The sequence below is a fragment of the Rhizobium sp. B230/85 genome (assembly GCF_019355735.1).
Taxonomy (GTDB): Bacteria; Pseudomonadota; Alphaproteobacteria; order Rhizobiales; family Rhizobiaceae; genus Rhizobium; species Rhizobium rhododendri.
This window is the reverse complement of sequence record NZ_CP072156.1, coordinates 3,333,928-3,354,794: the sequence shown is the minus strand read 5'-3', so window position 1 is coordinate 3,354,794 and position 20,867 is coordinate 3,333,928. Positions and strand designations below refer to the sequence as shown.

At 61.4% G+C, this 20,867-nt stretch carries 22 protein-coding genes; 12 read left to right on the top strand and 10 right to left on the bottom strand.

What is annotated here, in order from left to right; all coding sequences use genetic code 11:
* Positions 1–5: 5 nt before the first annotated feature.
* From J5289_RS16170 to J5289_RS16160, 3 genes are all read left to right on the top strand, one after another.
* Entirely contained in the window at positions 6–392 is a 387-nt protein-coding gene (locus J5289_RS16170; RefSeq protein ID WP_209184886.1) for a type II toxin-antitoxin system VapC family toxin, read from the top strand.
* Between the two features lie 32 nt (positions 393–424).
* The gene (locus tag J5289_RS16165; protein ID WP_142830580.1) at positions 425–1,879 is read left to right on the top strand and encodes a glutamate synthase subunit beta; all 1,455 of its coding nucleotides are present in this window, start codon (positions 425–427) and stop codon (positions 1,877–1,879) included.
* 72 nt (positions 1,880–1,951) lie between these two features.
* Positions 1,952–2,524, top strand: a complete 573-nt coding sequence (locus tag J5289_RS16160; RefSeq protein WP_209184885.1) for a nucleoside 2-deoxyribosyltransferase — start codon at positions 1,952–1,954, stop codon at positions 2,522–2,524.
* A 12-nt stretch (positions 2,525–2,536) separates the two neighbouring features.
* Here the strand turns inward: J5289_RS16160 and J5289_RS16155 are convergent, their stop codons facing one another.
* Both J5289_RS16155 and J5289_RS16150 read right to left on the bottom strand, forming a co-directional pair.
* Complete coding sequence (locus J5289_RS16155; RefSeq protein ID WP_247749176.1) at positions 2,537–3,730, bottom strand: DUF459 domain-containing protein; 1,194 nt, start codon at positions 3,728–3,730, stop codon at positions 2,537–2,539.
* 64 nt (positions 3,731–3,794) lie between these two features.
* Positions 3,795–5,018 carry a lytic murein transglycosylase gene (locus J5289_RS16150; RefSeq protein ID WP_209184883.1) on the bottom strand — a complete coding sequence of 408 codons (1,224 nt, stop codon included), beginning with the start codon at positions 5,016–5,018 and terminating at the stop codon, positions 3,795–3,797.
* Positions 5,019–5,217: 199 nt separating this feature from the next.
* Between J5289_RS16150 and galU the strand changes: the two genes are divergently transcribed.
* Positions 5,218–6,105 carry a UTP--glucose-1-phosphate uridylyltransferase GalU gene (gene galU / locus J5289_RS16145; protein ID WP_142830588.1) on the top strand — a complete coding sequence of 296 codons (888 nt, stop codon included), beginning with the start codon at positions 5,218–5,220 and terminating at the stop codon, positions 6,103–6,105.
* Positions 6,106–6,158: 53 nt separating this feature from the next.
* On the opposite strand, the gene J5289_RS16140 is transcribed toward galU, so the two are convergent.
* Positions 6,159–7,679, bottom strand: a complete 1,521-nt coding sequence (locus J5289_RS16140; RefSeq protein ID WP_209184880.1) for an outer membrane beta-barrel protein — start codon at positions 7,677–7,679, stop codon at positions 6,159–6,161.
* 152 nt (positions 7,680–7,831) lie between these two features.
* On the opposite strand from J5289_RS16140, the gene J5289_RS16135 reads away from it, so the two are divergent.
* Positions 7,832–8,827, top strand: a complete 996-nt coding sequence (locus J5289_RS16135; RefSeq protein ID WP_209184879.1) for an SIS domain-containing protein — start codon at positions 7,832–7,834, stop codon at positions 8,825–8,827.
* Here J5289_RS16135 and J5289_RS16130 read toward each other — a convergent pair whose 3' ends face one another.
* Together J5289_RS16130 and J5289_RS16125 are read right to left on the bottom strand one after the other, a co-directional pair.
* Positions 8,828–9,286: an NfeD family protein gene (locus J5289_RS16130; protein WP_209184878.1), complete on the bottom strand. Its 459-nt coding sequence runs from the start codon at positions 9,284–9,286 to the stop codon at positions 8,828–8,830.
* A gap of 3 nt (positions 9,287–9,289) precedes the next feature.
* On the bottom strand, positions 9,290–10,315 hold the full coding sequence (locus tag J5289_RS16125) for an SPFH domain-containing protein (protein WP_142830799.1): 1,026 nt from the start codon (positions 10,313–10,315) through the stop codon (positions 9,290–9,292).
* 190 nt (positions 10,316–10,505) lie between these two features.
* On the opposite strand from J5289_RS16125, the gene queC reads away from it, so the two are divergent.
* The 3 genes from queC to queE are packed head-to-tail and all read left to right on the top strand — an operon-like array spanning position 10,506 to position 12,306.
* Positions 10,506–11,213 (top strand): 7-cyano-7-deazaguanine synthase QueC, encoded by a 708-nt coding sequence (queC, locus tag J5289_RS16120; RefSeq protein WP_209184877.1) that lies wholly within the window; start codon positions 10,506–10,508, stop codon positions 11,211–11,213.
* A 2-nt stretch (positions 11,214–11,215) separates the two neighbouring features.
* Positions 11,216–11,572 (top strand): 6-carboxytetrahydropterin synthase QueD, encoded by a 357-nt coding sequence (gene queD / locus J5289_RS16115; RefSeq protein ID WP_142830598.1) that lies wholly within the window; start codon positions 11,216–11,218, stop codon positions 11,570–11,572.
* Positions 11,569–12,306, top strand: coding sequence for a 7-carboxy-7-deazaguanine synthase QueE (gene queE / locus J5289_RS16110; protein ID WP_209184876.1), 738 nt, complete (start codon positions 11,569–11,571; stop codon positions 12,304–12,306). Before queD ends, queE begins: the two co-directional genes overlap by 4 nt.
* A gap of 18 nt (positions 12,307–12,324) precedes the next feature.
* On the opposite strand, the gene J5289_RS16105 is transcribed toward queE, so the two are convergent.
* Entirely contained in the window at positions 12,325–12,696 is a 372-nt protein-coding gene (locus J5289_RS16105) for a DoxX family protein (RefSeq protein WP_209184875.1), read from the bottom strand.
* A gap of 97 nt (positions 12,697–12,793) precedes the next feature.
* Here J5289_RS16105 and J5289_RS16100 point away from each other — a divergent pair, with 97 nt between their 5' ends.
* Positions 12,794–13,699 (top strand): LysR family transcriptional regulator, encoded by a 906-nt coding sequence (locus tag J5289_RS16100; protein WP_209206468.1) that lies wholly within the window; start codon positions 12,794–12,796, stop codon positions 13,697–13,699.
* Positions 13,700–13,784: 85 nt separating this feature from the next.
* On the opposite strand, the gene hemH is transcribed toward J5289_RS16100, so the two are convergent.
* From hemH to J5289_RS16080, 4 genes are all read right to left on the bottom strand, one after another.
* Entirely contained in the window at positions 13,785–14,819 is a 1,035-nt protein-coding gene (hemH, locus tag J5289_RS16095) for a ferrochelatase (RefSeq protein WP_209184873.1), read from the bottom strand.
* A gap of 125 nt (positions 14,820–14,944) precedes the next feature.
* Entirely contained in the window at positions 14,945–16,957 is a 2,013-nt protein-coding gene (locus J5289_RS16090; protein WP_209184872.1) for a 5'-nucleotidase C-terminal domain-containing protein, read from the bottom strand.
* A gap of 213 nt (positions 16,958–17,170) precedes the next feature.
* The gene (pyk, locus tag J5289_RS16085) at positions 17,171–18,610 is read right to left on the bottom strand and encodes a pyruvate kinase (protein ID WP_111222341.1); all 1,440 of its coding nucleotides are present in this window, start codon (positions 18,608–18,610) and stop codon (positions 17,171–17,173) included.
* Complete coding sequence (locus J5289_RS16080) at positions 18,610–19,095, bottom strand: DUF1036 domain-containing protein (protein WP_111222342.1); 486 nt, start codon at positions 19,093–19,095, stop codon at positions 18,610–18,612. Before J5289_RS16080 ends, pyk begins: the two co-directional genes overlap by 1 nt.
* Before the next feature lie 198 nt (positions 19,096–19,293).
* Between J5289_RS16080 and J5289_RS16075 the strand changes: the two genes are divergently transcribed.
* The 3 genes from J5289_RS16075 (at position 19,294) to J5289_RS16065 (ending at position 20,824) form a co-directional block, all read left to right on the top strand.
* The gene (locus tag J5289_RS16075) at positions 19,294–20,088 is read left to right on the top strand and encodes an N-formylglutamate amidohydrolase (protein ID WP_209187570.1); all 795 of its coding nucleotides are present in this window, start codon (positions 19,294–19,296) and stop codon (positions 20,086–20,088) included.
* A 9-nt stretch (positions 20,089–20,097) separates the two neighbouring features.
* Positions 20,098–20,403: a DUF1244 domain-containing protein gene (locus J5289_RS16070; RefSeq protein ID WP_209184870.1), complete on the top strand. Its 306-nt coding sequence runs from the start codon at positions 20,098–20,100 to the stop codon at positions 20,401–20,403.
* A gap of 166 nt (positions 20,404–20,569) precedes the next feature.
* On the top strand, positions 20,570–20,824 hold the full coding sequence (locus tag J5289_RS16065; RefSeq protein ID WP_111222345.1) for a DUF2312 domain-containing protein: 255 nt from the start codon (positions 20,570–20,572) through the stop codon (positions 20,822–20,824).
* The last annotated feature ends 43 nt before the right edge of the window (positions 20,825–20,867 follow it).

Sequence of the window (20,867 nt, the reverse complement as noted above, 5' to 3'; positions counted from 1 at the left end):
GCTTCATGCTCGATACGAACATCGTTTCGGCGATGGTACGTGATCCCCGGGGGAAGGTGCTGGAAAAGATGATCGAGGTGGGCGAGGAGAACGTGCTCATCAGTATCATCAGCTACGGTGAGATCTGTTACGGCGTACAAAAAAGCGGTTCTGAACTGCTGTCAAAAACGGTCTTTGCGATCACGCGGCGGCTCTATGTCGCGTCACTGAGCATGCCGTGCGACAAGCGCTATGCTGAGGTGAGACTGGCCTTGCGACAAGGAAAAAACATCGGGCATAACGATCTTTGGATCGCGGCCCACGCCCTGGCGCTAGATGCGGTGCTGGTGACGAACAACGAAAGAGAATTTTCCCGCGTTCCGGGATTAAAGGTTGAAAACTGGCTGCTCTGAACGCAGTCATGAGGGCAAGGGAAGACTAGGGTATGGGTAAGGTTACAGGATTTATGGAAATTGACCGGCAGGTTGGCAAGTACCAGCCGGCGTCCGATCGTATTCGTCATTTCCGCGAATTCACAATCCCGATGTCGGATCCCGAGGTCCAGAAACAGGCCGCCCGGTGCATGGACTGTGGCATCCCCTATTGCCACGGCCCGACCGGTTGCCCGGTGCACAACCAGATCCCCGACTGGAACGACCTCGTCTATAACAACAACTGGGAAGAGGCGATCCGCAACCTGCATTCGACCAACAACTTCCCGGAGTTCACCGGCCGCGTCTGCCCCGCGCCTTGCGAGGAAGCCTGCACGCTCAATCTGGAAGATGCGCCGGTCGCCATCAAGACGGTCGAACAGGCGATTGCCGACAAAGCCTATGAGCTCGGCTTCATCCGGCCGCAGCCGGCCACGGTCCATACCGGCAAGAAGGTCGCGATCATCGGATCGGGCCCGGCTGGCCTTGCTGCCGCCCAGCAGCTGGGTCGTGCTGGCCATGACGTCCATGTCTATGAGCGGGAATCCAAGGCCGGCGGCCTGCTGCGCTACGGCATTCCGGACTTCAAGATGGAGAAGAACTTCATCGACCGCCGCGTCGAGCAGATGACCGGCGAAGGTGTGACCTTCCACTACGGGGCCAATGTCGGCGTCGACCTGCCGGTCGAGCAGTTGCTCGCCGAGCATGATGCCGTGCTCTATTGTGGTGGCTCTGAAACGCCGCGCGAAAGCGGCGTGCCCGGCACGGAATTGTTCGGCGTCCACGATGCCATGCCGTATCTGGTGCAGCAGAACCGCCGCATCGGCCGCGAAAACATCGACAGCGTCGGCTGGCCATCCGATCCGATCCTTGCCGGCGGCAAGCATGTCGTCGTCGTCGGTGGCGGCGATACAGCATCGGATTGCGTCGGCACGGCCTTTCGCCAGGGCGCGGTCCGCGTTACCCAACTCGACATCCGCCCGCAGCCGCCGGAAAAGGAAGACAAGCTCGCCGTCTGGCCGTTCTGGGCTACCAAAATGCGTACGTCATCTTCGCAGGCAGAGGGTGCGGTTCGCGAGTTCCAGGTGGCGACACTGGAATTCATCGGCGAGGACGGTGTTCTCACCGGCGTCAAGTGCTGCGAAGTCGATGACAAGCGTAAGCCGATCGCCGGAACTGAATTCGTGATCCGCGCCGATCTCGCCTTTATCGCCATCGGTTTCCGGGGTCCGTTCGCGGACGGAGTGCTGAAGGAGATGGAAGGCAAGATGACGGTCAACACCGACCGTCGCGGATCGACCAACGTCGTTGCCAACGATAAGGACTACCGGACCTCGGTCGACAAGCTCTGGACGGCCGGCGACGTGCGCCGCGGCCAGTCGCTGGTCGTCTGGGCCATCCGCGAAGGCCGCCAGGCGGCACGCGCCATCGACGAGGCGCTGATGGGAAGCACGGTGCTTCCGGCCTGATACATCGCCTCCCTGGCAGCCCGGTTCGCCGGGCTGTTTTTCTTTTGTCAGCCCTTTAGCGGAAACCCGGCCATGGCTTTGAAACTCTACCTTGCGGGGCCGGAGGTTTTCCTTCCCAACGCCCGCGAAATCCTCGATGCCAAGGCGGAGATGACCCGCACGTACGGTTTCGAACCGATCTGCCCCGGCGATATCTCGATCGAGCCGGCGCCGACCCGCCATGAATTCGGCCTGAAGATCAGCGCTGTCGACGAGGACATGATGAACCGTGCGGATGGTGTGATTGCCAACCTGACGCCGTTTCGCGGCATTGCCGCCGATGTCGGCACGGCCTTCGAACTCGGCTACATGTGTGCGCAGGGAAAGCTGGTTGCCGCCTATACAAATATGACCGCCAACCACTTTGCCAGAACCAGCGATTACTATGGCGGTGCCGTCAGCGAAGGGGCCGATGGACGCAAGCGCGGCCCGGACGGGATGTCTCTGGAGGATTTCGAGATGATCGAAAACCTGATGCTGCATGGTGGCATCGAGCGTCGCGGGGGACACATTGCCGTGCATGCAGCCGATGCTGGCCGGCTCTACTCGGACCTCACAGCCTTCGAGGCGTGTCTCGTGGCGCTGGCCGGACGCTCCAAAACGTAAACTTCGACGGAGTCAGGGCTTTGTCGCGTCCGGCAACCTGTAATCGTCGACGCGGCCTGCAGGCGCGGGGGCGATTTCGCCTTTCTCGACGAGCAGGTCGCGGGGCGATGGCGGGCCAGATGTGGACGGGCCCGCATTTCCGAGAAGCACCGATCCGCCATCGAGCTCGGGATCGGAAAGGCTGATGGGAGGGGTGCGGGTTTCCGGCGCAGCCGTTTCCTTCTCGGGCATCGTAGCCGGATTGATCGTCGTATCGGTGTCGAGGCGCACGATATCGGGGCTTGCCTGATCTCCGAGCAGCCTGCGGATCGGCTTTTCGGCGTAGAAGGCCATCTTGCGCCGGCCGGCATCGGTCATATTGACGCCATCGGCAGTGCGCAGGCGCACCTGCTGGCCGTTGATGTCGGAGCCGGTGACGATGAACTTGCCGTCTTCATCGGTAAAACCACCCCAGAGATCGACGAACTCGCCGCCTGTGCTTTCCACCTGGCTCTGGTAGATCTGGTTAAGCCTGACGACATCGGCGGTCATGTCGTCGGAACCAAAAGGTGGCAGGCCAACCCAGATGAGCGGGATATGCCGCGTGGCAACGAGCTTTGCAAAGGCCTGCACCCGTTCCTCATAGGCCAGCAACCAGGTATCGCTGCCGAATTTCTCGTTGAGGCCAGGGGCAATCATCTGCTGGCGATCGTTTGCGCCGATGGTGACGACGACGACGGCCGGCTTCAAGGCATCCAGCATCTTGGGCAGTTGCGCCTGCCAATCGTAGTAATCGGTACGCACCAGGCCGGAGGCGATATTGCCGCGTGTCTGGATGGCCACGCCAGGGGAGGCGGAAAATGCGTCCCGTAGGCCGTCGCCGAGGCCCGTGGCAAGAAAGTCGCCGACCACGAGCACGGTCTTTGCGGAGTCGAGCTTGGCGGTCGGCTGCGGTGTGTCGGGCTTTGCGGTCGTTGCTTTCGTGACTGGCGCTGCGGTCCTTTTCGGCGGCCGAGGCTGGCGGCGGGGTGGTGAGGGATACTCGTCATACCGGGGCTGGCGTTCTGGCGGAGCTTGCCGGCCAAAGAGCAAATCCATGAGCGTACGGCGCTCATAGCGTTGCTGGGCGCCTGCCGGAATAACCGTGACAAGCACAAGGCAGCCCGCCGCGAACGCCGCAACAAGCAGCCTCGCGGCTTTTCCGGCCGTCTTCAGCGATTGAATCATCCGGGATCGCATCCTGCTCGTCTCCGGGATATTGGCCGACATTGGCCGAACGGCACGGCGGGTGCTATCGGCGCAATGCCTTCAACAATTCCATCGACGGTTCGCCATCGGCGCCGAGCCCCAGCCGGCCTTGGACTGCCGCGATGGCTGCCTTCGAACCGGAACCGAAATTGCCGTCGACGATACCATCGTAATAACCGAGCGATTTCAGCCGCGTCTGGAGTTCGAACTTCTCCTTGACGTCGAGGGCGCCGGATGGCCGGGGCCAGGATTGGCGCATGCCGCCATAGCCGGCGATCTCGTCAGCCAGCATGCCAACGGCGATGGCGTAGCTGTCGGCGGCGTTGTAGCGCTTGATGGTGAAGAAGTTGTTGGTCATCAGGAAGCCCGGACCGTTGGCGCCGCCCGGCATTTTCAGCTGGGCACGATCGGTCGCGAGGCGAAACGCCTTGCCGTCCGGCCTTGTGAAACCGAGCGCCGCCCATTCCTTCAGCGTATGGGTCTTGCCGGCCTGGGCGCTGCCGCCCTTGGGAACGACGACCTCGTAGCCCCATGTCTTGCCCGTCTGCCAGCCATTCTTCATCAGCAGGTTTGCCGATGTCGCGAGGGCGTCGGGGACGGAATGCCAGATGTCTCGGCGGCCGTTGCCGTCTTCGTCGACGGCGTAGAGAAGGTAGCTCGTCGGAATGAACTGCGTGTGACCCATGGCACCGGCCCAGGAGCCCGTCAGGTTATCCGGCGATACTTCGCCCCTCTGCAGGATCTTCAGCGCGGCAATCAGCTGCGTGCGGGCATATTTGGCCCGCTTGCGGTCGGCGTAGGCAAGGGTCGCCAGGGCGCGGGGCACGTAATGCAGCCGCTCATCCTTCTCCAGAACTGCGCCGTAATTGGATTCCATCGACCAGATGGCGAGGAGAATGTTTCGGTCTACGCCATATTGCTTTTCGATCGTGCGCAACGTCGTCCCGTATTTGGACGCCATTTTTCGACCGACCTCAACGGTATAGGGGTTGACGCGGGAGTCCATATAGTCCCAAATTTGCGTCGTGAACTCGGCTTGAGAGCCGGCTTTTTCCAGCACGGTCGGATCCGGGTCGTTCACACCGGCGAAGGCCCTCTGATAGGTCGCCTTGCTGATGCCGCTTTTCTCGGCTGTGTCGTAAAAGCCGGTAATCCACTTCCGGAACCCTGTGTCTGCAAAGGCGTTATGGGGCGCTAGCCCCGCAAAAACGCCAAGCGCAACCGCGAGGGAGAGACTAGAAAAGGAGTGTTTGCGAGCTTGGGTCATAGAAGCCGTGTCCGTCATCATGATGGCTCGTAACGGCACTGCGCCGCATAGGCCAAGCTTAAGTTTAGACAAACAAAGTCAACAAAATCTTTACCATGCAACGAGGCCGCGGTCATCTTTCGCCAAATCGTAGCAATTTTAAATTAGCGATGGCTTCGTTTGCCTGATCAACTACGGGCGGATCGCCCAGGAGGTACGTGTGGGACTGCATAAGAAAGTACGTAAGGCTGTGTTTCCGGTCGCTGGCCTTGGAACGCGGTTTCTGCCGGCAACAAAGGCAGTACCGAAGGAAATGCTGACGGTCGTCGACAAGCCGGTCATCCAGTACGTCGTAGACGAGGCGATGGAAGCCGGCATCGAGCATTTTGTCTTCGTCACCGGACGCAGCAAGCACGTCATTGAAGACTATTTCGACATCCAGTTCGAACTCGAGCAGACGCTGCGCCAGCGTAACAAGAAGGCCGAGTTGACGCTGCTCAACAACCTTCTGCCGATTGCCGGCACGGCCAGCTTTACCCGCCAGCAGGAGCCGCTCGGCCTCGGTCACGCGGTCTGGTGTGCGCGTGAAATCGTCGGCGACGAGCCGTTTGCGCTGTTGCTGCCTGACATGGTCATGCAATCCGATGTCGGCTGCATGAAAAGCATGATCGAACTCTACGAGCAGAGCGGCGGCAACGTCATCGGCGTCGAGGAATGCGCGCCGGACCAGACCCATAAATACGGCATCGTCGGCGTCGGCGAAAGCATCGGCAACGGCTTCCGGGTGACCGAAATGGTCGAGAAGCCGCCGCAGGGTTCTGCCCCGTCGAACTTCTTCATCAACGGCCGATACATCCTCCAGCCTGAGATTTTCCACATCCTCGAGCATCAGGAGCGCGGCTCCGGCAACGAGATCCAGCTGACCGACGGTATGCTGAAGCTTGCCAAGCAGCAGGATTTCGCTGGCTACCACTTCAAGGGTGAAACCTACGACTGCGGCGCCAAGGATGGCTTCATCCTCGCCAACGTCGCCTTCGCCCTGTCGCGTGCCGATATCCGTCCGACTGTGGAAGACGGTTTCAAGGCGCTGCTCGCAGCCCTGAAGTAACGACCAAGCGCTGCTCGCCTTTCGGGGCGGGCGGCTCCCTTTTCCGAGCGTTTCTAACGCTTTACCGTCAGACCCAGGCCCGCGCGGAATTGACGCGTATCGTCGCCAGAGTTCTGGGTCGTCAGTTCGTAGCCGATATTGCTGGTCATATCGAGGTAGCGATTTATTCCCCACGTCAAGCCCAGGGCGGCATCGTAGACCTGCTGGTCCCTGGTGGTGCTGCCATCCGTATAATTGCGCCACGTAGTTCCGCCGGTAATCTTGCCGGTGACAGTGTCGCGGATCTGATGGGCTACCGTGCTGGTTAGCTGATAGGCGACATAGCCGCTCTCGCCGGCGGTGGTCGAAGGCTGCACCGTTGTCGCAAAGCCAAGGCTGACATCCGTGCCTCGTTGCGGCGACCAGGCGATGTTGCCATCCACGGTCGGCGAATCGATTGACGCAAGCCGCGCGTCGTCGAAGCCGGTATGCTGGTAGCCTATCCCGAGTTCGCCCCTCAGCTTTTCGCCAAGATCGAGCTGTACGCCAGCCTTTGCGCCATAGCTGCTGTTCGAGCGTTCATAGCCGGCGCTGTCGCGCTCGTCGTCATAGAGCGCCTTGCCAACCTGGACCTCGAGAAACGGGATGAGGGCCGGAGACAGCTCATAGCCGATCCGACCGCGCCATGTGCCAGCCGTCTGGTTGCGATCGCTGAGCGACACCAGCGTGCCATCCGCCAGAGTAGCATCCGAATAGACGGTGCGGGCGAGGGTCACTGCGGTCGTGCCGCGCAGCAGGCCGAAATCACGCTCTATCGACGCGCCGAGATCGTACTCGTTGACGTTGGATTGCTTTGTCGCGCCGCTGAGTGCGTTCGGATCGTCAGTGTCTTCCCGGAAGAACTTGTATCCGCCTGTCAGGTGGGCCGTGGTCTGCTCGGCAAGATCGAGGCGCAGGTCGGCGCCGAGATTGATGCTTGGCTGCTCCTCGCCGGTGCCGCTGACATTGCGCTGCCAGATGCCGTTGCCGGTGATCGTCAGCTGGTGGCGATCCCAGTCCGATGTCAGCGTGTTCTCGAAGTCCGACTGCAGGTAGGTTCGGTGATCGTTGGTGCCGCCGCCCTTGTTGGTCTCAACATTGTAGGACTGGTTCACCGACGGTCGGAGCGTGAAGGTGCCGAGCTTTATGCCGAGTTGCTGGTCGTCGGTTGGTCTTGCCTTGGAGCGCAGGCTATTCAGGTCGCTGCCGCGCATGTTCACGCGGCCGATGTCGTCGTCGAGGATCGACCCCGTCCTGAGTATGTCGGGAGCGTCGAAGACCAGCCTGGGATTGGGCCGGGCATCGGCGTCGGTCGTCCTGGCGTCCGGTGTCGTAGCCGTTGCGGTTGCTGTTGCGGTGCCGGCCGTATCCGTCGTTGGGGTAACGGGCGCATTCGGATCGACAGCAACCGGCGTCGTGGCGGTGGCAGGCTGGTTCACGGCCTGCGCGGCTGACTGCATCGGCGCCATCAACAGGCCGCAACCGAGCACCGCCGTGACGGCATATGCCGTCACGCTGCGCGAGTGGTCAGCCGCCTTGTCTTTGCCAATTGCCATGCTATCCCGTGCCCGGAAGCTCGAAGTCGTTAACCCACCGTAAAGGCATGTGGTTAACGCTTCGTTGCGAAAGGCCGGCATCGGTGTCGGCACCGGGTCTTAGCCAGCTTTCTCGCATGGACAGATTTGGCAAAAAGCGCTAACCCGTAGCCATGAACAAGCGAGCTTTCAATCCGGTCGAGAACGGCGCAATCCAATCGGCGATGCGGACGATCGAAACCGAAAGACGGGGCCTCGAGGCGCTGGAGCGTGCCTTGGCCGATGGACTGGCGGAGCCGTTCTCACGCGCCGTGGCGCTGATCGGCGATATCACCGGCCGTGTCATCGTTACCGGTGTCGGCAAGAGCGGGCATGTCGGTGTCAAGCTGGCGGCGACGCTGGCCTCGACGGGGACACCGGCCTTTTTTGTGCATTCTGCCGAAGCCAATCACGGCGATCTCGGCATGATTGCCCATGACGATGTGATCATTGCCATGTCGTGGGGCGGCGAGACCGCCGAGCTCAAGGGCATCCTCAACTATTGCCGTCGCTTTTCGGTGCCGTTGATCGCCATCACCTCCGGCGCCACGTCCTCGCTCGGCCGTGAAGCCGATGTGGTGCTGCTGCTGCCGAAGGAGCAGGAGGCCTGCCCACATGGCCTGGCGCCGACGACATCGACGTTGCTGCAACTAGCCATAGGCGATGCCCTGGCTGTGGCTCTGATGGAAGCGCGGGGCTTTACCGCCAGCGACTTTCACGTCTTCCATCCCGGTGGCAAGCTGGGTGCAAGCCTGACCCACGTTGCCGATATCATGCACACCGGCGAGCGTGTGCCGCTCGTGCCGCAAGGTACGCCGCTGCCCCAGGCGATCAGCACGCTGTCAAAGATGCGCTTCGGTTGCGTAGGCGTTCTCGATGCTGACGGACGGCTCTGCGGTATCGTCACAGACGGCGACATCGCGCGCAATCTGGGCCGGAGCCTCGCCGAGCTCAATGTCGATGATATCATGACCATCGACCCGAAGACGGTGCGGGCAACGACGCTCGCGACAGGCGCGATGGCAGTTCTCAACAACAACAATATCTCGGCATTGCTGGTCGTCGACGAAGACCGCCGGCCTATCGGGCTGGTGCATTTCCACGATCTGTTGCGGATCGGGGTTGCCTGATCAGGCAGGCTCCACCGTCAACTGCCGGCCGTCGCTGCCGATGACCTTGACGCGGGTTCCTGCGGGCAGGTCGGGGCCGATGACCTTCCAGTAGGTATCGTCGAGATTAACGCGTCCGCGCCCTTCGACGATGGGTTCGTTGAGGACCGTGGTGCGGCCGACAAGACCGGCGCTGCGCTGGTTGAGAAACGGCTCATCGGTTTCATGCCTGTTGCGATAGACATACCGTCGTCCGAGTAGCGCTGCGCCGACTGCGAGAGCAGCAAACAGCAGCATCTGCAGCTGCCAGCTCCAGATGCGCTCCTCCCACAGGCCAAGCGACAGGGCGCCGACAACGATTGCGGCAAGTCCGATCCAGACGAGAAACACGCCGGGAACGAGAAGCTCCGCCGCCAGTAGCGCCAGCCCGAGCACCCACCAGCTCCAGGGTCCGAGCTGGACGACCAGATCGCTCAGCATGCGTCAGGTCTCCCGCGGCGGGTTCAGAGGATTGACCAGCGGCGTGGTGCGTGCCGGCGTGGAGCGCGGTCGAGGCGCTTGCTCGACAGCGGGTCGGCTGCTCGGTGCTTCGCCGCCGAACACTTCGCGGGCGATAGCGCCGATACCGCCGAGCGAGCCCAGAATGGAGGATGCCTCCATCGGCATCAGCACGATCTTCGAATTCGAGGCAGAGCCGATTGCCGTCAGGGCCTCGGTGTATTTCTGGGCGACGAAGTAGTTGATCGCCTGCACGTCGCCGGCAGCGATCGCCTGCGAGACGACAAGCGTCGCCTTGGCTTCGGCCTCGGCCAGGCGTTCCCGGGCCTCGGCATTGCGATAGGCGGCCTCGCGCTGGCCCTCCGCTTGCAGGATGGCGGCCTGCTTGGCGCCTTCGGCGCGCAGGATCTGGGCGTTTCGCGAGCCTTCGGCCTCCAGCACCTGGGCACGCTTTTCGCGCTCGGCCTTCATCTGCCGGCCCATGGCGTCGACGAGATCACGGGGTGGCTGGATATCCTTGATCTCGACGCGGGTTACCTTGATGCCCCAGGGGCCGACGGCCTCGTCGACGACGCGCAGCAGCTTGTCGTTGATGATCTCGCGGTTGGACAGCAGTTCGTCGAGGTCCATCGAGCCCATGACAGAGCGGATGTTGGTCATCGTCAGGTTGAGAATGGCGTTTTCGAGGTTGGACACCTGGTAGGCGGCCTGGGCGGCATTCAGCACCTGGTAGAAGCATACGGCATCGGCTGAGACGCTGGCATTGTCCTTGGTGATGACCTCCTGCGTCGGTACGGCCAGCACCTGCTCCATGACATTCATCCGGGTGCCGATGCGCTCGATAAACGGCAGGATCAGGTTCAACCCCGGCTCCAGCGTGCGCGTGTAGCGGCCGAACCGCTCGATGGTGTAGCGATAGCCCTGCGGCACCGTCTTGATGCCGGCAAACAGAACCAGCACGACAAGCACCACGATCGCAATTACAACGATATCAAATCCACCCAGCATTATTTTTCCCATCCCTGTTCCACGGCAGCATAGCCCAGCCGATGGTGGAAGCACACCCGTTGCCGACGAAGTTGCGACAAACGATTTGTCGCAGGTCGCAAAAAAGCCGTTTCCAGCTGCGGATGTTTGCCCTAGAGAACGCCCATTGAACTAACCGGTCGCAGCCTACCCGGTAAAAACAAGGACACCTGTTATGAAAACCATCGTCGTCTGCTCCGGCGGACTGGATTCCGTTTCGCTTGCCTACAGAACAGCCGCAGAGGGATCGCTCCTCGGACTGCTATCCTTCGACTACGGTCAAAGACACCGCAAGGAACTCGATTTTGCCGCCGCCTGCGCCCAGCGCCTCGGCGTCTGGCATGAAATCATCGACATCAGCGGCATCGGCCGCCACCTCACTGGCTCGGCTCTCACCGACAATATCGCGGTGCCGGACGGCCATTATGCCGAGGAAACGATGAAATCCACCATCGTTCCCAATCGCAATGCCATCATGCTGGCGATTGCCTTCGGCGTCGCCGCAGCCCGCAAGGCCGATGCAGTCGCGGTCGCCGTCCATGGCGGCGATCACTTCATCTATCCGGATTGCCGGCCGGGCTTCATCGACAGTTTCCAGCGGATGCAGGCGGAGGCGCTCGACGGCTATGCAGACGTGGCGCTGCTGGCGCCCTACGTCACGGTGTCCAAGGCCGATATCGTCATAGATGGCGTGAAGCATGGCACGCCGTTCGTCGAAACATGGTCGTGCTACAAGGGCGGCGAGCGCCATTGCGGTCGTTGCGGCACCTGCGTCGAGCGGCGCGAAGCCTTTTCCATCGCCGGCGTCGTCGATCCAACCGATTACGAGGATGCAGACTTCTGGGTTGCCGCCACGGGCTCCTTCCGGGCGACGGAGGTGTAGCCGTGTTTCGCATTACCAAGGAATTTCATTTCTCGGCATCGCATCAACTGACGCGGCTGCCTGCCGATCACCAATGTGCGCGCCTGCATGGCCACAACTATATCGTCGTCGTCGAGCTCTCGTCGCCCGATCTCAACGAAGACGGTTTCGTGCGCGATTATCATGAACTGGCCCCGCTCAAGCGCTACATCGACGAGACCTTTGACCATCGGCATCTCAACGATGTGCTGGGCCATGACGCGGTCACATCTGAATATCTGGCGAAGCACTTCTTTGACTGGTGCCGGGCGGTCTTGCCGGAAACATCGGCAGTCAGGGTGAGTGAGACGCCGAAGACCTGGGCGGAATACCGGCCATGAGACCGGAAACCGAGACACCCATCCGCATCAGCGAGATCTTCGGGCCGACGATCCAAGGGGAGGGCGTGCTGATCGGCCTGCCCACCGTCTTCGTGCGCACCGGCGGCTGCGATTATCGCTGTACGTGGTGCGACAGCCTGCATGCGGTGGACAGCGCCTTTCGCGACACGTGGGCGCCGATGTCCGTGGATGAAATCTGGCAGGAGGTGACGCGACTGTCCGGACATCGCCCGCTCACCGTGTCGCTGTCGGGCGGCAATCCCGCCATCCAGCCGCTGGCGCCGCTGATCGTTCGTGGACATGGCGAAGGCTATCGCTTCGCACTGGAGACCCAGGGATCGATCGCCAGGCCCTGGTTCAGCGATCTCGACGTGCTGGTGCTCAGCCCGAAGCCACCCTCGAGCGGCATGGATACGGATTGGGATGCCTTGCAGCACTGTCTGGATGCAGCCGGCGGTCGGCCTGAGACGGTGCTGAAATTCGTTGTCTTCGACGACGCGGACTATGCCTATGCCCGGGATGCGGCAGCGCAACATCCGCATCTGCCGGTCTACCTTCAGCCCGGCAATCATACGCCTCCGAAGGGAACCGAGGAAAATGCCGTCATCGATCTCGACGGCATTACCGACAGGATGCTGTGGCTTATCGACCGGGTGACCGAGGACGGCTGGTTTGCCGCCCGCGTCTTGCCGCAGTTGCACGTCACCCTCTGGGGAAACCGGCGCGGCGTCTAGTTGCCGCGCGGGTAGAGCTTAGGCAGTGGTCCGGCGCTGCAGGTAGATCAGCAGGGCGATGACTGCGCCGATGACGATCGTGTGGACCCAGTCCATGTGCAGGACCGCGATCTGCGCGACGAAAGCGCCGGCATCGACGAGCAAAAGCAGCAGGGCTCCCAGGATGGATGTGCGGGGAACGAGCACGGCGATGGCGCCGATCAGTTCGAGGCCGCCTGTCAGGAAGCGAAACCACTGGCCGAGGCCGACCTGTTCGAATTCCGCAACCATCATCGGCTGCGATGTCAGCTTCATCGTTGCTGCCGCGAGGAACATCAACGCCACGAGGACGCGCAAGACCCAGATCGAGATCGTCAGGATTCGAGGTGAGTTTAGAGTGGTGGTGTTCATATTATCTGCTCCAGATGAGATTGGCGCCCACCGTAAACGCTTCTGACTGTATGAGAAGCGATGGATTGATGATACGAACTATCTCTAACGGAGATAGATGATGATTGGGTCCCTGACGCTCGACCAGTTGACTGTGCTTGTGACGATCGCGGATACGGGGAGCTTCTCCTCGGCTGGAAGGAAGCTGCGACGCGTCCAGTCTGCGATCAGCAATACGGTCCGGACGCTGGAAACCACACAGCAGGTGCTCCTGTTCGACCGATCCGGCCGTTCGCCCCGGTTGACGGAAGCGGGGCGTGTGCTGGTTGCGCAGGCGCGGCAGGTTCTGCGACAGGCGGAGCTGTTCGAAAGAACGGCAGGCGCCATTGCCGGGGGTCTTGAGCCGGAACTGACGATCGCCATCGACAGCATGACGCCTACCGGCCCTGTGCTGCGGACCCTGTCGAAGCTGCAGTCGACATTTCCCGATCTTCCCGTGACGCTCTTCACCGAAAGTATCTGGGCGGCAGAACGACGCGTGCGGGATGGGTCGGCGATGATTTCGCTGTGTGGGCTTTTTCCGACAGCCGGACAGGATCTCGAGGCGCACGTCCTGACGAAGATCACCCTCGTTCCCGTCGTCGCTCCATCGCACCCGCTTGCAACGGAAAGTAGGGAGATAACCCGGGAGACCCTGGCCGACTACGTACAACTCATCCTGACCGATCCGCACGCGCCGGATGGGCCGAGCCATGGCGTCGTCAGCGCCCGTTTCTGGCGGTTCGTGGACATGCTTCGCCGACTGGAGTTTCTTTTGGCAGGCTTTGGGTGGTGCTCGATGCCGCTGCATCTGGTCGAACATCATTTGCAGGACGGCTCTCTCGTCCGGCTCGATGTCAAGGATTCCAGCGTTCTTCCTGTTTCAATCCCGATCTATGCTGTCCGCAATCGAAACCGACCACTCGGCAATGCGGCGAGATGGTTGCTCAACGAGTTGGTCGAAGATTTCAGGCGGTGTAGCTAGTCATCGAGCCAACGCCTGCCGATCCACAGCAATAAGATGGACCGACAGGGCGTCTCCTGAGCATGGACTTGGCCTCTTGCGAGCCTCAGGCCCAGCCCTGCAGTTCACGACGGATGACCTTTTCCAGCACGGCGACGCCGCCTGGGCTGTCGTTCAGGCATGGAATGTGGGAGAATTTTTCGCCGCCGGCGTGATGGAATATCTCCATTGCCTCTCCGGCGATTTCTTCCAGTGTCTCCAGACAATCCGAGACGAAGCCTGGGTTCATGACGGCAATGCGCTTGACGCCTTCCTTAGCCAGCCGCTCGACGGTCTTGTCGGTATAGGGCTGCAGCCATTCCTCCGGACCGAAGCGCGACTGGAAGGTGATCATCAGCTTTTCCTTGGAGAATCCGAGCCGTTCGCGCAGCAACCGGGCGGTCTTCATGCAGGCGCAGTGGTAGGGATCGCCCTTTTTGAAATAAGACATAGGGATGCCGTGGAACGACGTAATGATGATCTCCGGCTCCCAGTCGAGCGTCGCCAGATGGTTGGTCACCGAATTGGCCAGAGCCTCGATATAGGCGGGGTCATCGTGGTAGGGCGGCACGGTGCGCAGTGCCGGCTGCCAGCGCATCTTCAGCAGCGTCTCGAAAGCCTTGTCATTGACGGTCGCCGTCGTTGCCGCGGCGTATTGCGGATAGAGCGGAAAAAGCAGGATGCGGTCGCAGCCGGCAGCTTTCAGTGCGTCGATGCGGGATGCGATCGATGGCTGGCCATAGCGCATTCCCCAGTCGACGGTGACGTTGGGCAAGTCCTTCAGCGCTTCGGTGAGGCGGGTTGCCTGGTTGCGTGTGTAGGTGCGCAGGTAGCTCTCGTTCAGATCCTTGTTCCAGATCTGCTCGTAGGCCTTGCCGACCTTGCCGGGGCGCGTGTTGAGAACGATGCCGTAGAGGATGGGATACCAGAGGAAGCGCGACCATTCGATGACGCGCTTGTCGCTCAAGAACTCGCGCAGATAACGGCGCATCGATTTGTAATCGGTGCCATCGGGTGTGCCGAGGTTGACAATCAGGACGCCGACCTTGCCGATCGATACTGGCGGGTGGCCTGGCGGGAGGGCGGAAACGTCTATCGTCATGGCAAATGTCCGTTCATTTCAAAAATTGTTACCCGTTCTACGCAGTGCCGGCGGATCGGTTCAAACGTCGTAGAAACAAACCGGTCCGGAAAATCCGGACCGGTAGTTGGCGATGGCCTGATGCATTATTTGGCCGGAACCTGCAGTTCGCGGCCGACCAAGAGGCGACGCGGGCTCGCATGGCGGTTTGCGGCGGCGAGCTTTTTCCAGTCGGCGCCATCGCCGTAAAACGTCTGGGCCAGATCCCAGAGCGTATCGCCGGCGGCAATCACGTGGGTCGTCGGAAGCTTCGGTTTGGCGCTTGGCTCTGCAGCAACCGGCGGGTTCGCAGCCGGCGCCGGTGCCGGTGCCGGAGCCGGAGCTGGCGGTGTCGGTGAAGCCGCTGTGGTGGTCGACACTGCAGGCGGCGGAGTGATCGGCGCGGGTGTCGGCGTGGTTGCCACCGTCGGCTTTTCAGCCGGCTTCTCGCCAGAGGGAGCGATCTGAGTGTCTGTCGGCTTGACCACGTCCGGCTGGGCGCTGGGCGAGGCGGCGGCCACCTGCGTAACGCGGCCGTCGAGGTAAGGCTTGTAGGGATTATGGGCCGCCAGGTAGTCGGCAACGACCTGCTCGAGATCGGGACCGAAGTCGTAGGCATTCTGGCCCTTTGTCGAGAACACCGTGTAGCCGTCACCGCCGGAGCGCATGTAGTTGTTGGAGACGACGCCGTAGGTCTTCTTCGGATCGAGCAGCACGTAGCGATCGCCCTCCATGACTTCGACCGACACGACGCGGCTGCCCGGGGGCTTGGTCTTGTCGAAGGTGTATTTGATGCCCGACACCTGCGGAAAGCGGCCGGCCCCGTCGGCGATCTGGCTAAGGCCGTTTTCCAGTGCTGCGACAACGTCCGCGCCTGTCAGCTGGAATGTGGCGACAGTGTTCTGGAAGGGCAGCACGGTGAGGACATCGCCCATGGTCAGATTGCCCGAAGGCATGGAGGCCCGGAGGCCACCGCCGTTCTGGATGGCGATGCTCATTCCTTGCGCCTTGGTGCGGTCGAGCATCGCATCGGCGACGAGATTGCCCATCGAGCATTCCTGCGCCCGGCAGACTTCGCGAGCGCCCTCGATCGGGCCTTCGGACTTGCCAATGACCTTCTTGCGCACCTCGGCGATCGGCTTTGCCAACTCCTGGACCCGGGCCAGCATGGCCGGATCAGGGGTCACCGAGGAATCGAGCAGGATGGGGTCGCCCTTGGCTTCCTTGACGACGCCGTTGTCATCGAAGGTGATGACGATGTCGCCGAGATATCGGCTGTAGGAGGCGGCGGTGACGACCGGGACCTTGTAGCCGCCGGGATTGTCGACCATGGTCGGGTAGGGGCCTTCCGCCTTCGGGTCGATGTTCGACAGCAGCGTGTGCGAATGGCCACCGACGACGACGTCGACGCCGGGGATCTTGGCAATCGCGTCCAGGTCCCTGTGGTAGCCGACATGGGTGAGCGCGACGATCTTGTTGACGCCCTGCGACTTCAATAGGTCGACTTCGGCGTTGATCGCCTGGGCGTCATCGGTGATCTTGACGTGCGGCCCGGGCGAGGCAAGGGCAGGCGTATCCGTGGTGACGACGCCGACGATGCCGATCTTCTGTCCGCCGACATCCAGCACGATTGATTTCTTGATGCGCTCGCCGAGTTTCGATTCCGAATCGGTTAGCACGTTGGCGCCGAGTACCGGGAACTGGACCTTGTCGAGGAACGGCGCCAGTGCGCTTTCGCCATCGTCGAATTCATGGTTGCCGACGGTCATCGCGTCGAACTTCATGGCATTCAGCAGTTCCACCTCTGCCTGGCCCTTGTAGGTCGTGTAGAAAAGCGAGCCCTGGAAATTGTCGCCGGCATCGAGAAGGATGACGTTCTGGCCTTCGAGCGCCTTGCGGCGCAGGTCGATTTCCGTCTTCAGCCGGGCTGCGCCGCCGAAGCATTCGTTCTTGCTCTCTTCATCTGCCGAGCAGGTGGCGTCGAATTTGTTGATCGACTCGTCGCGGGAGTGGAAGTCGTTGATGTGCAGAATATTGAGCTGATAGTCGGCAAAGGCCGTGCCGGCGCTGAGCGCCACTACCGCAATGGTCAAAAGACCGAACCTGGCGGTTTTCCTCATCTCTCTCTCCTGTTTGGCAAAGTCGCGCTGCGGCGCAGCCCCCGCCGTCTCTCCTAGAGCCTCTTCGTGGCAGTCGTACAATGATGGTGTTCTGGCTTCGGTGCAACCCGTGACGGCTCCGGTGCAGCCTTGAAAGTCGGCGGGGCGCAGCCATAAAAAAAGCCCGCCGCCTTTTTGCAAGGCAGCGGGCTCGTCATTATCGGAGGCTATCGATCAGATGCCGCCCTGACCGTCCGAGCCGATATAGGCCAGACGCAGCATGTTGGTGGCGCCCGGTGTTCCGAGCGGAACGCCGGCCGAGATGATCACGCGGTCGCCGGGCTTGCCGAAATCTTCAGCAACGACGATGCGGCATGCGCGGTTGACCATGTCGTCGAGGTCGGTCGCATCGTGGGTGACGACGCAATGCAGGCCCCAGACGACGGAGAGGCGGCGGGCTGTCTGGACGCTCGGCGAGAGCGCCAGGATCGGCACGTTCGGGCGCTCGCGCGAGGTGCGCAGACCTGTGCCGCCGGACGATGTGTAGCAGACGATGGCTGTCAGCTTCAGCGTTTCCGCAATCTGGCGGGCGGCCAGTGATATGGCGTCGGCGCCTGTTGCCTCAGGCTGAGGGCGCTGGGCGTAAATGATGCCAGGATAATGAGGCTCGCGCTCGATGGTGCGGGCAATCGACGCCATGGTGGCGACGGCTTCGATGGGATAATCGCCGGAGGCAGATTCGGCCGACAGCATGACGGCATCGGCGCCTTCAAAGACGGCGGTGGCAACGTCCGACACTTCGGCGCGGGTCGGGACAGGAGCCGAAATCATCGATTCCAGCATCTGCGTGGCGACGACGACCGGCTTGCCGGCCTTGCGGCAGGCGCGGATGAGCTGCTTCTGGATACCGGGAACGGCTTCGAGCGGCATTTCGACGCCAAGGTCGCCGCGGGCAACCATCAGGGCGTCGGAGAGTTCGATGATCTCGTCGATCCGCTCCATGGCCTGCGGCTTTTCGATCTTCGACATCAGGCCAACGCGGCCCTGGGCGATCTCGCGGACTTCCGTGAGGTCTTCCGGGCGCTGGATGAACGACAGGGCAACCCAGTCGACGTCGTTGACTGCGAGAACGGCGTCGAGATCGGCGCGGTCCTTGTCGGTAAGCACGCCTGCCGTCAGCAGGGTATCGGGAAGGCTGACGCCCTTGCGGTCGGAAATGGTGGTGCCGGAAATGACCTTGGTGACGATCGTCTTGCCATCGCATGTTTCAGCGCGCAGGTGCAACTTACCATCGTCGATCAGCAGGCGGTCTCCGGCCTTCACCGATTCCAGAATTTCCGGATGCGGCAGGAAGACGCGCTTGTTGTCGCCGGGCGTATCGTTGCCGTCGAGCGTGAAGGTCTGGCCTGGGACGAGCGTGACCTTGGTGTCGGCGAATTTTCCGACGCGCAGCTTTGGTCCCTGCAAGTCGGCGAGAATGCCGATCGGCCGGCCACAGCGGGCTTCGACGGCGCGGATGCGAGACACCAGCGTGCGCATCATCTCATGGCTGGAATGGCTCATGTTGATGCGGAACAGATCGGCGCCTGCTTCATGGAGCTTCTGGATCATCGCTTCGTCAGAAGAAGCGGGACCGAGTGTGGCGAGGATTTTGACGTTTCTATTGCGTTTCATCAATTCTGGCTTTCTTGGCTTCCCGGGGTGTCGGACAACTGAACCATCCAGCTCGCCTGCCTCCCCGTGTCGTATTCCTTGAATCCCATTTTCTGGTGACCGCGTGCGTAGCAGTCCTTGACGCCCTCGATCTTGAACTCGTTTTCAGCCACGCACATTTCCACATCGCCAGTCCAGCGGCCACCACGGGCAGCGTCCTCGGCGTAGAGATAATAATAACGTGACTGCAACGGACCTTCGATCAGAGTGGCGCATGTGGTGGCTGGGACCTGCCACCATCCTTCCGTCACCCAACCCTGCTTTGCACGGTAGCCGATGGCTACGCCGACCAGGTTTTGCGTGCCGTTGCAGACGCGGAAATCCGCAAGTGCAACATTCGGCAGGATAAACGGCGAGGCTGCGGCCAGGGCAAAAAGGGCGAGCTTGACGAGCGGATTTGACCGCTTAACGAAACTGGGCGCGACTTGGCTGGACACTGCTTCCAATGGGCTCCATGATTATTCGTTCTCCCGTCTTCTTGCGCTGCCATCCCCGGAATGTCAACGCAATGCTAATCGATTATATTCGTTCACGCCATTGTCATCGGCAACCCCAAACCCGCCACTATATCATGCAAACCTTGCACCTCGGCGTCGTGCATGCGATCAAGCAGCGGACCGAAATGAGGCTGGCAGCACCCGCGCATGCATGACTTCGACGCTTTCGAAATCCTAGACGGCAATCGTGACAGGGGCATGGTGATCCTCGGCGATCACGCCATGAACAGGCTGCCGCCACATTATAATCAGCTCGGATTGCCGGCCGCTGCTTTCGAGCGGCATATCGCCTATGACATCGGCGTAGAGGATTTGTGCCGGAGGCTGTCGCGCATGCTAGGCGTGCCCGCCGTGCTCAGCGGTTTTTCGCGATTGCTGATCGATCCCAATCGCGGCGAAGACGATCCGACGCTGATCATGAAAATCTCAGATGGCGCGATCATCCCCGGCAACCACCCGATTTCGGACGCCGAATGGATGAACCGCATTGCCACCTATCACCGTCCCTATCACGATGCCGTGGCAGAGGTGATCGCCAGTGTGGCGGCTGAAAGCGGGAAGGCACCGCTGGTGTTGTCGCTTCATTCCTATACGCCCGCCTGGAAGGGCGTGCCGCGGCCTTGGCATGCGGCGGTCCTCTGGGACACCGACGATCGCGCCGTCCTGCCGCTGTTGTCCATGCTCCGCGCCGGAGGTCTGGTTGTCGGAGACAACGAACCCTATGACGGTGCGCTGCGCGGCGATACGCTCTATCGGCACTGCATGGTGACCGGCATTCCGCACACTCTGCTGGAGGTGCGCCAGGACCTGATCGGCGATGCCGAAGGCGTTGCAGCCTGGGCCGATCGGCTGGCACCGATCTTTGCGGCCATGAATGCCGATCCTGCCTTGCACGAGTACAAGGTGTTTCCGTCACGCACAGGCCCCTATCCAACGGTTTAAGGAGACAAAATGACCGAACTCAGCAAGGAACAGCAGACCGAGTTCGAAGCTGCCGCCTTTCGCAGGCTGGTCGCTCATCTCGCCGAGCGCAGCGACGTCCAGAACATCGACCTGATGAACCTTGCCGGTTTCTGCCGCAACTGCCTGTCGCGCTGGTATGGCGAGGCGGCCAATGAGCGCGGCGTGCCGCTCAGCAAGGAAGAGTCGCGCGAAATCATATATGGCATGCCCTACGGAGAGTGGCAGAGCCTCCACCAGATAGAAGCGACGCCTGTGCAAAAAGCCGCTTTTGAAACCAGCAAGCCAAAAGAATAGGTCAACCTTTAGCAAATCGGCTTGACCTCCAGCGCCGTTCGCGGCACGTCATCCCGCGATCAAGCCACCCGTCCGTCCCACACGCGGCGCCTGCCGTCGACACGGCTGTCGGCCAGCTGCTTGCGTTTAACGGCCCGCATCATCTGTCTAGCGAGGAAAGAAATCCATGAGTGAAGTAATGGGCGCAGAGCCGGTCGCGGCCGCCGAACTGAAGCAGTTCATCGAACGCATCGAGCGTCTGGAAGAAGAAAAAGCAGCGATCAGCGGCGATATCAAGGATGTCATGGGCGAAGCCAAGGGCCGCGGTTACGACACCAAGGCCATCCGCACCATCATCCGCCTGCGCAAGAAAGACGCCAACGAGCGCATGGAAGAAGAAACCATCCTGCAGACCTACATGGCCGCACTCGGCATGGAATAGCCCACTCGGGGCTTTTCTCCAGAAAGCACTTCAGCACTCAAAC